The organism is Nonomuraea sp. C10, from assembly GCF_008017515.1.
Classification (GTDB): domain Bacteria; phylum Actinomycetota; class Actinomycetes; order Streptosporangiales; family Streptosporangiaceae; genus Nonomuraea; species Nonomuraea ferruginea.
This window is the reverse complement of record NZ_VPFF01000003.1, coordinates 1252714-1266471: the sequence shown is the minus strand read 5'-3', so window position 1 is coordinate 1266471 and position 13758 is coordinate 1252714. Positions and strand designations below refer to the sequence as shown.

At 70.0% G+C, this 13758-nt stretch carries 17 protein-coding genes; 6 read left to right on the top strand and 11 right to left on the bottom strand.

Features of this window, described 5'->3' with window-relative positions:
* Positions 1–10: 10 nt before the first annotated feature.
* Complete coding sequence (locus tag FR742_RS37570; protein WP_148036011.1) at positions 11–1408, bottom strand: class I SAM-dependent methyltransferase; 1398 nt, start codon at positions 1406–1408, stop codon at positions 11–13.
* A 154-nt stretch (positions 1409–1562) separates the two neighbouring features.
* On the opposite strand from FR742_RS37570, the gene FR742_RS37565 reads away from it, so the two are divergent.
* The gene (locus FR742_RS37565; protein ID WP_261808992.1) at positions 1563–1865 is read left to right on the top strand and encodes a hypothetical protein; all 303 of its coding nucleotides are present in this window, start codon (positions 1563–1565) and stop codon (positions 1863–1865) included.
* Between the two features lie 3 nt (positions 1866–1868).
* Here FR742_RS37565 and FR742_RS37560 read toward each other — a convergent pair whose 3' ends face one another.
* Together FR742_RS37560 and FR742_RS37555 are read right to left on the bottom strand one after the other, a co-directional pair.
* Complete coding sequence (locus FR742_RS37560; protein ID WP_148036010.1) at positions 1869–2468, bottom strand: TetR/AcrR family transcriptional regulator; 600 nt, start codon at positions 2466–2468, stop codon at positions 1869–1871.
* A complete protein-coding gene (locus FR742_RS37555) occupies positions 2465–3001 on the bottom strand; it encodes a GNAT family N-acetyltransferase (protein ID WP_148036009.1) in 537 nt (178 codons plus the stop codon). Before FR742_RS37555 ends, FR742_RS37560 begins: the two co-directional genes overlap by 4 nt.
* Before the next feature lie 60 nt (positions 3002–3061).
* Here FR742_RS37555 and FR742_RS37550 point away from each other — a divergent pair, with 60 nt between their 5' ends.
* The 4 genes from FR742_RS37550 (at position 3062) to FR742_RS37535 (ending at position 6669) form a co-directional block, all read left to right on the top strand.
* Positions 3062–3523, top strand: coding sequence for a helix-turn-helix domain-containing protein (locus FR742_RS37550; protein WP_148036008.1), 462 nt, complete (start codon positions 3062–3064; stop codon positions 3521–3523).
* 42 nt (positions 3524–3565) lie between these two features.
* Complete coding sequence (locus FR742_RS37545; protein WP_148036007.1) at positions 3566–4354, top strand: SURF1 family protein; 789 nt, start codon at positions 3566–3568, stop codon at positions 4352–4354.
* Between the two features lie 10 nt (positions 4355–4364).
* On the top strand, positions 4365–5093 hold the full coding sequence (locus FR742_RS37540) for a tyrosine-protein phosphatase (protein WP_148036006.1): 729 nt from the start codon (positions 4365–4367) through the stop codon (positions 5091–5093).
* Between the two features lie 376 nt (positions 5094–5469).
* Positions 5470–6669: an amidohydrolase family protein gene (locus FR742_RS37535; protein ID WP_148036005.1), complete on the top strand. Its 1200-nt coding sequence runs from the start codon at positions 5470–5472 to the stop codon at positions 6667–6669.
* Here the strand turns inward: FR742_RS37535 and FR742_RS37530 are convergent.
* From FR742_RS37530 to FR742_RS37520, 3 genes are all read right to left on the bottom strand, one after another.
* Positions 6666–7025 carry a YkvA family protein gene (locus tag FR742_RS37530; protein WP_148036004.1) on the bottom strand — a complete coding sequence of 120 codons (360 nt, stop codon included), beginning with the start codon at positions 7023–7025 and terminating at the stop codon, positions 6666–6668. The genes FR742_RS37535 and FR742_RS37530 overlap by 4 nt on opposite strands.
* A gap of 62 nt (positions 7026–7087) precedes the next feature.
* On the bottom strand, positions 7088–8044 hold the full coding sequence (locus FR742_RS37525) for an LLM class F420-dependent oxidoreductase (RefSeq protein WP_148036003.1): 957 nt from the start codon (positions 8042–8044) through the stop codon (positions 7088–7090).
* A 33-nt stretch (positions 8045–8077) separates the two neighbouring features.
* Positions 8078–8746, bottom strand: coding sequence for a TetR/AcrR family transcriptional regulator (locus tag FR742_RS37520; RefSeq protein WP_222709254.1), 669 nt, complete (start codon positions 8744–8746; stop codon positions 8078–8080).
* Positions 8747–9030: 284 nt separating this feature from the next.
* On the opposite strand from FR742_RS37520, the gene FR742_RS37515 reads away from it, so the two are divergent.
* Entirely contained in the window at positions 9031–9753 is a 723-nt protein-coding gene (locus tag FR742_RS37515; RefSeq protein ID WP_148036001.1) for a hypothetical protein, read from the top strand.
* A 24-nt stretch (positions 9754–9777) separates the two neighbouring features.
* Here the strand turns inward: FR742_RS37515 and FR742_RS37510 are convergent, their stop codons facing one another.
* The 5 genes from FR742_RS37510 to FR742_RS37490 form a co-directional block, all read right to left on the bottom strand.
* Entirely contained in the window at positions 9778–10836 is a 1059-nt protein-coding gene (locus tag FR742_RS37510) for an aspartate-semialdehyde dehydrogenase (protein WP_148036000.1), read from the bottom strand.
* Positions 10833–12107 (bottom strand): aspartate kinase, encoded by a 1275-nt coding sequence (locus FR742_RS37505; RefSeq protein ID WP_148035999.1) that lies wholly within the window; start codon positions 12105–12107, stop codon positions 10833–10835. Before FR742_RS37505 ends, FR742_RS37510 begins: the two co-directional genes overlap by 4 nt.
* An 83-nt stretch (positions 12108–12190) precedes the next feature.
* On the bottom strand, positions 12191–12721 hold the full coding sequence (locus tag FR742_RS37500) for a DUF5063 domain-containing protein (RefSeq protein WP_148035998.1): 531 nt from the start codon (positions 12719–12721) through the stop codon (positions 12191–12193).
* On the bottom strand, positions 12714–13313 hold the full coding sequence (gene recR / locus FR742_RS37495; protein ID WP_148035997.1) for a recombination mediator RecR: 600 nt from the start codon (positions 13311–13313) through the stop codon (positions 12714–12716). Before recR ends, FR742_RS37500 begins: the two co-directional genes overlap by 8 nt.
* A gap of 2 nt (positions 13314–13315) precedes the next feature.
* On the bottom strand, positions 13316–13666 hold the full coding sequence (locus FR742_RS37490) for a YbaB/EbfC family nucleoid-associated protein (RefSeq protein WP_187281561.1): 351 nt from the start codon (positions 13664–13666) through the stop codon (positions 13316–13318).
* Positions 13667–13758 lie beyond the last annotated feature (92 nt).

The following is a 13758-nucleotide window of genomic DNA, read 5'->3' as shown; positions in this document are numbered from 1 at the left end:
GGCGGAGCGGTCAGAGGAGGAAGTAGCCCTCGGCGATGAGGGGGCGGATGGCCTCGGTCTGCGGGGCGCCGCCGTCGCCGACCAGTTCGGCGATGACGTTGAGCAGGGGCCCGAGCGCCAGCTCGCCGTCGCACACGCCGGCCAGCGCCGCCTCGACCGTGCCGACCTCGCGGGTGCGGCGCAGCCCGGTGGTCTGGCGCAGCACGATGCGCATCGGGTCCTCCGCGCCGGGCAGCCCGACGCGCTCGTCCAGCAGGCCGTCGGCGGTGCGCAGCCGGGCCGACGGCAGGTCTTGCACGCGGTGGGCGGCCGCGATCGCGTCGAGCACGCCGTCCACGTAGTCGCCGACCGGCAGCGCCACCTGGTGGGTGAGCTGCTCGACGCGGACCACCGGGTCGAGGGTGCCGGAGTTGCGCATGCTGATCCAGCCGAAGCCGACCGCCTCGACCTTGTGCTCCTCGAACCAGGCCAGCCACCGGTCGTAGCGCTCGGTGTAACCGGGGGTGCCCTGCTCGGCGGCGTCGCGCAGCCACAGCTCGACGTACTCGGCCGGGTCCTGCACGTCGCGCTGCACCACCCAGGCGTCGCAGCCGCCCTCGCGCAGCCAGCCGCCCACCCGCTCGCGCCAGTCTTCCCCCTCCACGTGCAGCCAGCTGGCCAGGAAGTGCGCCTGACCGCCGGGGCTGAGATGGCGCGGCGTCTCCCGTACGAGATCGCGGCAGAACGCGTCGCCGCCGGCGCCGGTCTCGCGGTAGGTCAGCGTGCCGCCCGGAGAGATCACGAACGGCGGGTTGGCCACGATCAGGTCGTAGTGCTCGTCCGCGACCGGCTCGAACAGCGAGCCGACGCGGGCGTCCACGCCGGACACGCCCGAGAGCCGCCAGCTCAGCCGGGCCAGCTCGATCGCCCGCGGGTTGACGTCGGTGGCCGTCACGTGAGAGGCCCGGCCGTCGAGCGACACCACCTGCACGCCGCAGCCGGTGCCGAGGTCGAGCGCCCGGTCGGCGGGGCGGCGGGTGACGAGCTGGGCGAGGTTGGCGGACGCGCCGCCCGCGCCGACCACGTGGTCGGGGCGGACAGTCGGGTCGCCGGGGCGCACCTTGCGGTCGGAGACCACGTAGCCGTCGCTCTCCCAGGGCTGCAGGTGCACGTCGGCGCGGACCGTGTCGCCCTCGGCGCTGACCAGCCCGGACTCCAGGACCACCGCCGGCAGGCTCGCGGCCTCGACGGGAACGCCGAGCCACCAGAGCCGGATCAGCGCGCCGAGCGGGTCGCCGTCGGCGGTGGCGCGCAGGGCCGGGACCAGCTCTTCGCGGGCGAGCGTGGAGGCCGCGACGTCGCCCAGCCGGTCGCGCACGCCGTCCACTGTGTAACCGGTCTCCAGGAGATGATCGCGCAGTCGTTCCACGACACCATCCTTTCACCGTGAACCAACACGCATGATCCGATACTGTCAGTGATCATACTGTTACGAGATACCGCAGCATTCTCCAAGCGAGGCACAAGTGTGGCGGGGTATCTCTTGGATGCTCTCCCCCGCCGTTCGAAGAGGAGCGGATCCCGTGCTCATCCCCTGTCTGGCCTGCGAGGCGCGTTTCGTGCCCGACGACTACTTCGCCGCCTGCTCCGACTACAACCGCGGCCTGGACCTGGTGTCGTGGACGTGCCCGCACTGCGGCAACCGCGACGACCTCCGGGTGCTGCCCGGGGAGCTCGGGTTCGGCTACTCGCGCGGCGGGCGCTTCGACGTCCAGGACCGCGTGCGCGTGCCGGGGCTGCGCCGGCAGCGGGGAGAGCTGCGGCTGGACATCTCGCTCGACGCGGCGAGCTGGAGGGTGCGGACGCGGGTGCGGCAGCCCGCCTGACCGCTAGTCCTCGTCGCGCTGGCGCAGGCTGTGCCAGGCGGCCTCGCCCAGGCCCTTGACCTCTTCCTCGGTCGGGGTGTGCGCGCCGGCGAACCACAGCCGGCAGATCTCCTGCGCCGGCCCGAGCCACAGCACGTAGCACATGGTCGGGGAGACGGGCTGGAGCATGCCGTTCCTCATGTGCGGCCGCCACCAGTCGGACACCTGGCGGAAGAACTCGCGCCGGGCCTCGGCCACCTCGGCGCCGCCCGGCTCCTGCTTGCGCGGCGGGCGCTCGCTGACGAGCAGCCTGGCCCGCTCGGGGTGCTCGCCCGACCAGCGCATGTGGAAGGCGACCACGGCCTCCACGCCGTCGCGGGCGTCGTCGTGGCGCCTCAGCTCGGCGACGAACTCCTGCTGGTAGGCCCGGAGCGTCTCGGCGTAGAGCACGCCGAAGACGTGCTCCTTGCTCGCGAAGTGGTGGTAGAAGCTGCCTACGCTCACACCACTCTCGTCACGGAGGCTGGCCAGGGTGGTGGCCGACACCCCATCCTGGCTGAATCGGCGGAGGGCCCCCTCGATGATCCGGGTCCGGCCGTCGCGTCCGTTCTTGGCACTCTTCACACTGTCAATGGTGAGCCACCAGAACCTTGTTCCGCAAATATCTGGGCCTCTCGGATCATAGCGGTCACCTCCACCGATCCGGCGGATACTTTCATCTGCGCGCCCGGCCAGATCCTGCGGATCATGCCCAGCACCTTGCGGTTGTCACCGAGCACGTCCATGCCGACGGTGCTGGCCCCGCGCACGGTCGCCCTGGCCAGCAGCGTGTCGATCAGGGCGGGGCCGAGCCCGAACCCCTGCCACTGGTCGGCCACCACCACCGCGATCTCCACGTCGGTCTGGCCGCCCCGGTAACTCATGGCGTGGCCGACGACCTCTCCCTCCAGCACGGCGACGAGCGCGTCCCTGGTCTCGTTCACCTCGATGAGCGCGCGCACCAGGCTCGCCGCCGGACGGCTGACGCCGGCGAAGAAGCGCAGGGTCTGCGTGTGCAGGGAAAGGCCCGTCAGGAAGCGCCGGACGCGCTCGGCGTCGTCGCTCACGGCCGGACGGATCAGCACGCCGCACGGAGGTTCCCCCTGAGTTCCAGACATGAACTCAGCTTGCTTCAGCAGACCTGAGTCTGTCAATTGAACTCAGGTAGAATGTGCGGCATGAACGTGCCTTTCCGGGTGAACAACTGCTCGATCGAGAGCACCCTGGACGTCGTCGGGGAGAAATGGACCTTCCTCGTGCTGCGTGAGGCGTTCAGCGGCGTGAGACGGTTCGCCGACATGCAGTCCAACACCGGCGCGCCGCGCCAGGTGCTCAGCGCCCGGCTGACGCGCCTGGTCGACGAAGGGCTGCTGCGCAAGGTCCCCTACCGCGAGCCGGGCCAGCGGCAACGCGACGAGTACCGGCTGACCGAGAAGGGGCGCGACCTCTATCCGCTGCTGGTCGCGCTCATGCACTGGGGCGACAAGTACCTCACGGGCGAGGAGGGGCCGCCCGTGCTGCTCTCCCACCGCGACTGCGGCGCCCTCGTCGAGCAGCACTTCCGGTGCGCCGAAGGCCACGAGGTGGGCGGCCCGAGCGAGGTCACCCCGCTGCCGGGAGCTGCGCGTAAGACCGCCTGAGCCGCGTGCGGGACCACCCGCCGCGGTGCCTACCCTTGAAGCGTGTACCGGTTCCTGCTCACACCCCGGTGGATCGCGCTCCACGTCGTCGTGCTGCTCGTGATCCCCGCCTTCGTGCTGCTGGGGCAGTGGCAGTTCGGGCGCTTCGAGGAACGCTCGGCCAACAGCGACCTGGTCACCCGCAACATCGAGAGCGCCCCGGTGCCCCTGGAGACCCTCGTCCAGCCGGGCCGGCCGGCCAAGGAGTCCGACCGGTTCAAGAACGTCACGGTCACCGGCACGTACGACCCCCAGCAGGAGCTCGTCGTGCGCCGGCGGCCGCAGGGCGGGCGGCCGGGCTACTACGTGCTCACTCCCCTGTCCATCGGCGGCGGCCACGCCGTTCTGGTCAACCGGGGCTGGGTCAAGGCGGGCGCCACCGCCGACGAGTATCCCGCGGTGCCGCCGCCGCCCACGGGTGAGGTAACTGTCACCGGGAGGCTACGCCCGAGCGAGACCGAGGCCGGCAGCGGCATCAGGGAGCGGTCCGGGCTGCCGCCCCGGCAGGTGCTGCTCATCAACCCGGCCTCGATCGGCCGGTCCCTGCCGTATCCCCTGCTCGACGGGTACGTCGAGCTGACCGGGCAGGAGCCCGCGGGCGCCGCCGCCCCCGAGCCGGTGACCGAGCCCGACGTGGGCGCGGGCGGCGGGCTCAACCTCGCCTACGGCGTGCAGTGGTGGCTCTTCATCGGCATCGCGATCGGCGGCTGGGTGCTGCTCATCAGGCGCGAGGTGGCCGACAGGAAGGCGCAGGAGTCCGTACCCGAGCCGGAGGAAGTCCGCGCCGATTAAGGTGTTGGACGTGATCCGGCACATCAAATTCGCCAACATCCACAATTTTCGTGACGTTGGCGGATATGCCACCGCCGACGGCCGGTCCGTCCGCTGGCAGCGCCTCTACCGCGCCGACTCCCTCGGCTGGCTGGCCGGCGAGGACCTCGACACGTTCCGGGCGCTGCGCGTGCGCACCGTCATCGACCTGCGCAACCCCTTCGAGGCGGAGAAGTACGGCCGGGTCCCCGAGGAGCACGGGCTGGCCTACCACAACCTGCCCATCGAGGGCCGCCGCTGGGACTTCGCCCTCTACGAAGAGGACCGGGGCGTCGCCCGCTACCTGGCGGACCGCTACCTGGAGGTGACCGAGGACGGGGTCGCCAACCTGCGCACCGCCATGGAGACGATCTGCCGCGCCGACAGCGCGCCCGTCGTCGTCCACTGCGCCGCGGGCAAGGACCGCACCGGCCTCCTCCTGGCGATCGTGCTGTCCCTCCTGGGCGTCGCCGAGGACGACATCGTCGCCGACTACGCCCTGACCGGCCTGGCCACCGACCGCTTCATCGCCGACTGGACGGCCCGCCACCCGGACGGAACACTCTGGCCCGGCTTCGGCCTGGCCCCCGCGGAAGCCATGCGCCTGTTCCTCACCGACTTACGCGCCCGCCACAACTCCATAGAGTCATACGCGACGAAAACCCTCGGCCTCGGCGCCGACCCCATCACCGAACTCCGCCGACACCTCCTCACCAACTAACGGGCAGTGCCAGTGCCTGGACTGAGGAGGGAGGGAGCCCCGCGAGGAGCGCCGGTGTCTGGACTGAGGAGGGAGGGAGCCCCGCGAGGAGCGCCGGTGTCTGGACTGAGGAGGGAGGGAGCCCCGCGAGGAGCGCCGGTGTCTGGACTGAGGAGGGAGGGAGCGAAGCGACCGAGCGACGAGGGAAGACGCCGGGTCTGAGCGACGAGCCGCGATCCGCAGGATCGCCATAAGCACAGCGACTGAGCGACGAGGGAAGGCGCCGGGTCTGAGCGACGAGCCGGCGATCCGAAGGATCGCCAATCAAACACAGCAGATCGCAATTAGAGACCTCGCAGCTTGTTCCACGTTATCCAGCCGTCGTACGGTTACCTGCGTGACTACGCCGCTGCTTCCCGACCCAGAGCCGAGGCGGCGCGACTACGTGATCATTTCCGCCGACGATCATCTGATCGAGCCCCCCGACCTTTTCGAGGACCGGGTGCCGGAGAAATTCGCCGACGTCGCGCCGAAGGTGGTGGAGACCGAGGCCGGTCACCAGGTGTGGCGCTATGGAGGCGCCACCTATCCCTGCGCGGGGCTCGACGTCGGCGCCGGCCTGCCGCGCGAGCAGTGGACGCTCGACCCGGTCAGGTTCGAGAACATGCGCCCCGGCTGCTACGACATCGAGGCCCGCGTCAAGGACATGGACACCGCGGGCGTGTGGGCCGCGCTCTGCTTCCCCGGCATGGTGGCGGGCCAGTCCGGCATGGCCTTCGCCAGGACCCGCGACCAGGAGCTCGGCCTGGCCCTGGTCAAGGCCTACAACGACTGGCACATCGACGTCTGGGCCGGCACCTTCCCCGAGCGGATCATCGGGCTGCAGCTGCCCTGGCTGCCCGACCCCGACGTGGCCGCCAAGGAGATCAGGGCCAACGCGGCGCGCGGTTTCAAGGCCGTGGTGTTCCCCGAGTTCCCGACGCGGCTGCGGCTGCCGTCCATCCACAGCGGCCACTGGGATCCGTTCTTCGCGGCCTGCGAGGAGACCGGCACCGTGGTCGCCCTCCACACCGGCGCGTCCAGCTGGTCGCCGGTGCCGTCGCCCGACACGCCGATCGAGGCGATCACCACGCTGATGCCGACCGGCGCGATGTTCGCGTGCGCCGACTGGCTGTGGTCCGGGCTGCCGCTGCGCTTCCCCAACCTGCGGATCCTCATCGTGGAGGGCGGGGTGGGCTGGCTGCCGATGCTGGCCGATCGGGCCGACTACGCGCTCGACCACCCGGTGACGGGCGGCGAGACGTCGTGGGAGGGCGGGCTGAAGCCCAGCGAGGTGCTGCGCCGCAACTTCTTCTTCGGCACGCTCAACGACCACGCGCTCTCGGGGGTGCGGCTGGCGGTCGGCCTCGACCACGTGCTGCAGGAGAGCGGCTACCCGCACTCCGACTCGACGTGGCCCGACACGCAGAAGGCCGTGGCACGCAACCTCGGCCCGCTGCCGCCAGCCGACATCGCCAGGGTCGCGTACGGGAACGCGGCGCGGTTGTTCGGCCACCCGCTCCCGTCACGCGCCTGGCTGCGCATGGAGGAGATCTAGCCTTCCTGCGGCCGGGCCTCCACGTGCCCGGTGACGACCTTGCGCTCCCAGTCGACGTAGCGGCCGCTCTCCCCGAGCAGCGACGCCATCAGCCACAGGAACACCCCGAAGTCGTCGGCGACCCCGATCAGGACGAGGAAGTCGGGCACCAGGTCGATGGGCGAGATCATGTAGACCACGCCCATCGCCATGAGCCCCAGCTTGCCCTTGCCGAGCCCCTCGTACCGGCCGCGCATCACGTCGCCGATCATGCGCGGGATCGCCCGCACCCTCGTCATGAAGGACGGGGAGCCCGGCTTGCTCACTTCGCGGTACGTCCGATAGACCGCGGCGGCGCGTGCTGGTTTCGGCTTCATGTGATCCCCTTACCCCGGTTTCACGACATAACGTGTTACCCACGGGGATTGGTTCCTAACGATCAGGCTTTCGGCGCGAGGTCCCGGACGGCCTGGGCGATCGGGGTCTCGCCGGGGATGGGCGCCAGCACGGGCGTGTCGAGGCCGTTGTCCACGTACTCCTGGATCCTGGCCCGGCAGGTGGCCGCGTCGCCGTGCACGATGAGCGCGTCGACGACCTCGTCCGGGATGGCCTGGAGCGCGGCCTTGCGGTCGCCGGCGGCCCACGCCTCGTGCAGCGGGCGCAGCTGCTCGCCGCGGCCCAGCCAGTCGTGGAAGGCCGCGTAGGCGGGCACCGTGAGGTAGCTGGCCAGCATCCAGCGCCCGCGCTCGCGTACCGCGTCCGCGTCCTCGCTGACGCAGACGAACAGGCGGGCGATCAGCTCGGTCTCCGGCCGGACCTCCGCGCGGACCTTGCGCACGTCGTCGGGCGAGAGCCAGTTCGTGATCGCGCCGTCGGCCTCCTCGGCGGCCAGCCGGAGCATCCGGGGCCGGAGGGCGGCGAGCACGATCTTCGGCGCGACCTTCGGCGCCCGCTCCAGCTTGAACCCCTTGACCGCGAACGTCTCGTACGTCTCCGACACCTTCTCGCCGGCCAGGGCGGCCCGCAGGAAGCGCAGGGTGTCGCGGGTGCGCGCGTACGGCTTGGTGAACTCCATCGCGTTCCAGCGCTCCACGATGGCCGGCGAGGACGAGCCGATGCCCAGCACGAACCGCTCCGGCGCCAGGTCGGCCAGCGTCGCGGCGGACATCGCCAGCAGGCCGGGGCCGCGCGTGGAGACCGGCACGATCGCGCTGCCGAGCCGCGTTCCCGGGGCCCACTGCGAGGCCAGGGCCAGGGGCGTGAACCCGTCGGCGCCGTTCACCTCCGCGGACCACAGATCGGTGTAACCGAGCGACGGCAGCTCCTCGATCAGCTCCTTCGACGCGGCGAGCGAACGGTCGTAGAAGGGAATGGTCATGCCCCAGTTCTGCGTCATGCACCGCACCATACCAATCGGTATGTGGTACGCCTATGCCCTGAGCTCGTGCATCGCCGCGATGAAGTCCTTGGTGATGCCGCGCAGCCCCGGCAGGTGCGACATCCCCACCAGCCGGTCGACCAGCGGCACGGTCACCTCGATCAGCCGGTACGTGCGCGCGCACCCCGGCGAGGTGTCGTGCACCCAGAACAGCACCATGCCCATCGACAGCAGCCAGAGCAGCTCGGGCAGCTCCTCGCGCAGCTCGGCGTCCATGCGGTCGGCCGCGCCCTCGACCACCTGACGGTAGATGGCGATCGACGCCTCCCTGGCCGGGGAGGACTGGGCGCTGAACGGGCTGAGCGGGTTGGCCGGCTCGGCCGCGTGCTTGAAGAACTTGACGGCGAACGCGTGGTACGGCTCCGAGACCCGTACCCACTCCCGCAGCACGCCACTCAGGCGGGCCGCGAAGGCGCGCTCGGAAGCCAGCAACTCCGCGCAGGCCTCCTCGTGCTCGGCCTGGGCGCGGTCGTAGTACGCCTGGACCAGCGCTTCCTTGCTGTCGAAGTAGTAGTAGGCGTTGCCCACCGACACCCCGGCCTCGGCGGCGATGGCCCGCATCGTCGTCGCCTCGAAGCCACGCTCCCGGAACAGCCTGAGGGCCGTCGCGACGATGACCTCCCGGGTGCTCTCCGATCCTCGGTTTCGGGCTTCGGCCACGTTCGTCACTTTACGGCTTGATGCCGGGTTAGGTCATGAACCCGCACGGTGATCGCAGACACAGGGCAAAGATGCCGCTGAGACAGGGGTCATCTCGTGTGAAGCGTGGGATTGATGATTCCAGCGGAAGGGCTATTCCGCGAAAAGGCACAGACATGTGGATACGTAGGACAGTGCGGCTCTGCGTGGTCGCGCTCTTTGCTATAGAAACTTCCATAATCGCCATGGCCACCGCCGCCTCAGCCACTCCGATCCCTCCCGGTAAGGACCTGGGAGAGGAGCTGGTGCCGATCATTCGCATCGAGGACGCGTTCAAGGCTCCCCGCTGGATCGACTCACTCGAGAGCAGAAACGACGGCCTGGACTGGACGTACGGCGGCGCCCGCTCGCTGGCCCCTCGCCACGAGCATGCCGCGCACCGGATCCGCGAAGCCGGACGGCACGTCCGGGACATCGGCTGGTCCGGCTACCGCGCGGGCCCACCGGCCCACAGGACCAGGTGGCACGACTACGAAGCAGACTGGCGGTCCCGGGCCCACGAGGCGCTGGAGGGCACCGACAGCCGCGGCAAGCGGCGCGTGAAGCTGGCCCGGGTCAAGCCCAGGTACGCGACCATGCACCTGTCGCACAGCCACGCCACCCGCTGGCTCAAGCAGGCGGGCCTGCGCTGGACCTCGTCGGGCGGCTGCGCGAACCGGCACGTCCGCCACTGCACCTCGCTCGAATCCGTACGCACCGCGACCGTGCAGCGGATGGTCCAGCTCAAGAAGCGCAGCGGCTGCTCCGTCACCGTCACCGGCGGCACCGAGACCGGGCACGCGCCCGGCCGCTTCAGCCACGGCAGCGGCCACAAGCTCGACATCGGGCACAACAAGTGCATCGACCGCTACATCAAGAAGACCGCCGAACCGGCCGGGGTGCGGGGTGACGGCGCCCGGTTGTACCGTTCGCCGTCAGGCACCGTCTTCGCCGACGAGGGCGACCACTGGGACATCCTCTTCAGATGACGGGCCCGTACCCCGGCCGCTCGGTCAGAACTCGGCGGCGACCAGCTCCGCGATCTCGGCCGCGTTCAGCGCGGCGCCCTTGCGGAGGTTGTCACCGCAGACGAACAGGTCGAGCGTGTTGGGGAAGTCGACCGCCTGGCGGACCCGGCCGACATAGGTCGGGTCGGTGCCGACGACGTCGGCCGGAGTGGGGAAGACGCCGTTGGCGGGGTCGTCCATGAGGACCACCGTCGGCGCCGCCTCCAGCACCCGGTGCGCGTCGGCCACCGTGATCTCGCGCTCGAAGCGCGCGTGCACCGCCAGGGAGTGGGTGGTGATCACCGGCACCCTGACGCAGGTCGCGGAGACCTTCAGGCCGGGGATGCCGAGGATCTTGCGGGACTCGTTGCGGAGCTTGAGCTCCTCCGAGGCCCAGCCACCGTCCTTGTAGGAGCCCGCCCACGGCACCACGTTGAACGCGACGGGCGCGGGGAACGGCGAGTCGTCAGGCAGCTTGTTGGCCAGCGCCTTGCGCACGTCGCCCGCCGCCTGGCCGATCGACCGGTCGCCGGCCAGCGCCTCGACCTCGTCGTAGAGCCTGGCCGAGCCCGCCACGCCGGCGCCGGACACCGCCTGGTAGGAGGCCACCACGAGCTCCTGGAGGCCGTACTCGGCGTGCAGGGCGCCCATGGCCGCCATCATCGACAGCGTGGTGCAGTTGGGCGTCGAGATGATGTTGCGCGGGCGCTCGCGCGCGTCGTGCGGGTTGACCTCCGGCACCACCAGCGGGACGTCGGGGTCCATCCGGAACGTGCCGGACTTGTCGATCACGATCGCGCCCCGCTCCGCGGCGATCGGCACCCACTCGGCCGACACCTCGTCGGGCACGTCGAAGATGGCGATGTCGATGCCGTCGAACACCTCGGGCGCGAGCGCCCGCACGACGACGTCCTCGCCGCGGACCCGCAGCACCTTGCCCGCCGAGCGCGGGGAGGCGACCAGGCGGACCTCGCCCCAGACGTCGTCACGCGACGAGACGATGTCGCGCATGACGGTGCCCACGGCACCGGTCGCGCCGATCAGGGCCAGATTGGGTCTGCTCATCGTCCGGTACCTCCATACACAACGGCTTCGACCTGGTCGACGTCGAGGTCGAAGGCGTGGTGGGCGGCGGCGACCGCCGAGTCCACGTCGTCCTGCCCGACGACCACGGAAATCCGGATCTCCGAGGTGGAGATCATCTCGATGTTGACCCCCGCGTCCGCCAGAGCCGCGAAGAACGTGGCCGTGACGCCGGGGTGGGAACGCATGCCCGCGCCGATCAGCGAGACCTTGCCGATCTGGTCGTCGAACAGCAGCGACTCGAACCCTATCCGGGCCTGGATCTTCTTCAGCGCCGTGAGCGCCGTCTGGCTGTCGGCCGTCGGCAGCGTGAAGGAGATGTCGGTGCGGCCCGTCGCAGCGGCCGAGACGTTCTGCACGATCATGTCGATGTTGACCTCGGCGTCGGCCAGGGTTTTGAAGATCGCGGCAGCCTCACCGACCTTGTCGGGGACCCCGACAACAGTGATCTTGGCCTCGCTCCGGTCGTGTGCCACGCCGGAGATGATCGGCTGCTCCATCTCGGTTCCTTCGGAGTAGGGGTCGGAGACGACCCACGTGCCTTCCTTGTTGCTGTACGAGCTGCGTACGTGGATCGGCAGGTCGAAACGGCGAGCGTACTCGACGCAGCGCAGGTGGAGGATCTTCGCGCCGCAGGCCGCCATCTCCATCATCTCGTCGTAGGAGATGCGCGGGATCCGGCGGGCGGCCGGCACGATGCGCGGGTCGGCGGTGAAGATGCCGTCGACGTCGGTGTAGATCTCGCACACGTCGGCCTCGAGCGCCGCCGCCAGCGCGACCGCGGTGGTGTCGGAGCCACCGCGGCCGAGCGTGGTGATGTCCTTGGTGTCCTGCGAGACGCCCTGGAAGCCGGCCACGATCGCGATGTGGCCCTGGTCGATGGCCTCCTGGATGCGGCTCGGCGTCACGTCTATGATGCGCGCCTTGCCGTGGGTGGAATTGGTGATCACACCCGCCTGCGAGCCGGTGAACGAGCGCGCCTCGTGGCCGAGGTTGGCGATCGCCATCGCCAGCAGCGCCATCGAGATGCGCTCGCCCGCGGTCAGGAGCATGTCGAGCTCGCGGCCCTGCGGCAGCGGCGACACCTGCTCGGCCAGGTCGAGCAGCTCGTCGGTGGTGTCACCCATGGCGGAGACGATGACGGCGACGTCGTTGCCGGCTTTTTTCGTCGTGACGATACGCTGCGCCACCCTTTTGATGGAGGACGCGTCGGCAACGGACGAACCACCGTACTTCTGCACAACGAGTGCCACGAGAGTCTCCCGATCTGGACTGTGAAAGCCCAGTCTACTTGGGACGTCTCATGCCACTGATGTGCCAACCACTATGTGGACACCTACCCGGTCGTGACCTCTTCCGCCACGTCGAGCCGCGAGTGCGCGGCCAGGGCCTGCAGCGCGCGCATGGCCGCGCCCGCGTGGTTGCCCCAGGTGTTGAAGTAGGAGTATTGCCACCACCACAGCGCCTCGTGCGGCCGGCCCGCCTGATAGTGGCGCAGCCCGTGGATGAGATCGGCGGCGACCGCCGTCAGGTCGTCGGACAGACGGTAGGGAGTCACCCCGGTGTCCTTGTACGGGTCGAACACCTCGGCGTAGTCGTCGACCGGGCCGAGCCGCTCGGCCAGGGCCGTGCGCACCCCGTCGATGTCGGGATCCTCGCTCAGCGGCGGTTCGTAGTTGCCCGAGAGGATCACGTCGCGGTTGGCGCCGAGCTTGGCGCCCGCCAGGCTCACCTGGGCGACCTCGACCAGGAGCAGCGACCAGATGGCGTCGCCCCCCTCGCCGCCCGCGACCCTCGCCAGGCCGTCGACGTAGTTCTGCGCGTGACCGGCGATCTCCTCCGCCAGCGCTCCCCACTCGTCAGACATCCAGCAGCCTCCGTCCTTCGAACGCGCGGCCCAAGGTCACCTCGTCGGCGTACTCGAGATCACCGCCCACGGGCAGACCGCTGGCCAGTCGTGTCACTTTCACACCCATCGGCTTGACCAGACGGGCAAGGTAGGTAGCCGTCGCCTCACCCTCGAGATTGGGGTCTGTGGCGAGGATGAGCTCCGTCACCCGGCCGTCGGCCAGCCGGGTCATGAGCTCGCGAATCCGCAGGTCGTCGGGGCCGACACCGTCGATCGGGCTGATGGCACCGCCGAGCACGTGGTAAGTGCCGCGGAACTCGCGCGTCTTCTCGATCGCGACGACGTCCTTCGACTCCTCCACCACGCAGATCACGTGAGTGTCGCGGCGCGGGTCGCGGCAGATGCGGCACTCCTCCTCGGAGGCCACGTTGCCGCACACCCGGCAGAACCGGACCTTCTCCTTGACCTCCAGCAACGCGTGCGCCAGCCGCTTGACGTCGGCCGGGTCGGCCGCCAGCAGGTGGAAGGCGATGCGCTGCGCGCTCTTGGGACCTACGCCGGGCAGCAGGCCCAGCTCGTCGATCAGATTCTGGACGACCCCTTCGTACATCGCTAGAACCCTGGCAACTGGCCGAGGCCGCCGCCGCCCAGCCCCTGGGCCAGCGGCCCGAGCTTCTCCTGCTGCAGGTCGCCGGCCGCCCTGACGGCGTCGCGCACGGCGGCGATCACCAGGTCGGCGATCGTGTCGGCAGTGTCCTGCGCGTCTCCGGCGTCGATGACACTCGGATCGATCTTGAGCTCCAGCAGCTCGCCCGAGCCGTTGACGACGGCGGTGACCATCCCGCCGCCGGCCGAGCCCTCGATCTGCGCGTCGTTGAGCTCCTGCTGGGCGCTCACGAGCTGCTGCTGCATGAGCTGGGCCTGCTCCAGCAGCTGCTGCAGGTTGACATCCCCTGGGTTCACCGTCGTGCGCTCCTCGTGGCTCCGCGTTCTTGACTGCCACGAGCCTACGGTGTTTGGGCCTCGGCATGTACTGGAGGCTTGCAGGTGTTTCG

Bases quoted from the DNA above. Each gene is read 5' to 3' on its own strand.
- FR742_RS37500 (WP_148035998.1), bottom strand. From the start codon at position 12,721: ATGTCTGACGAGTGGGGAGCGCTGGCGGAGGAGATCGCCGGTCACGCG.
- FR742_RS37530 (WP_148036004.1), bottom strand. From the start codon at position 7,025: ATGAAGCCGAAACCAGCACGCGCCGCCGCGGTCTATCGGACGTACCGC.
- FR742_RS37510 (WP_148036000.1), bottom strand. From the start codon at position 10,836: ATGAGCAGACCCAATCTGGCCCTGATCGGCGCGACCGGTGCCGTGGGC.
- FR742_RS37550 (WP_148036008.1), top strand. From the start codon at position 3,062: ATGAACGTGCCTTTCCGGGTGAACAACTGCTCGATCGAGAGCACCCTG.
- FR742_RS37555 (WP_148036009.1), bottom strand. From the start codon at position 3,001: ATGTCTGGAACTCAGGGGGAACCTCCGTGCGGCGTGCTGATCCGTCCG.
- recR (WP_148035997.1), bottom strand. From the start codon at position 13,313: ATGTACGAAGGGGTCGTCCAGAATCTGATCGACGAGCTGGGCCTGCTG.
- FR742_RS37525 (WP_148036003.1), bottom strand. From the start codon at position 8,044: ATGACGCAGAACTGGGGCATGACCATTCCCTTCTACGACCGTTCGCTC.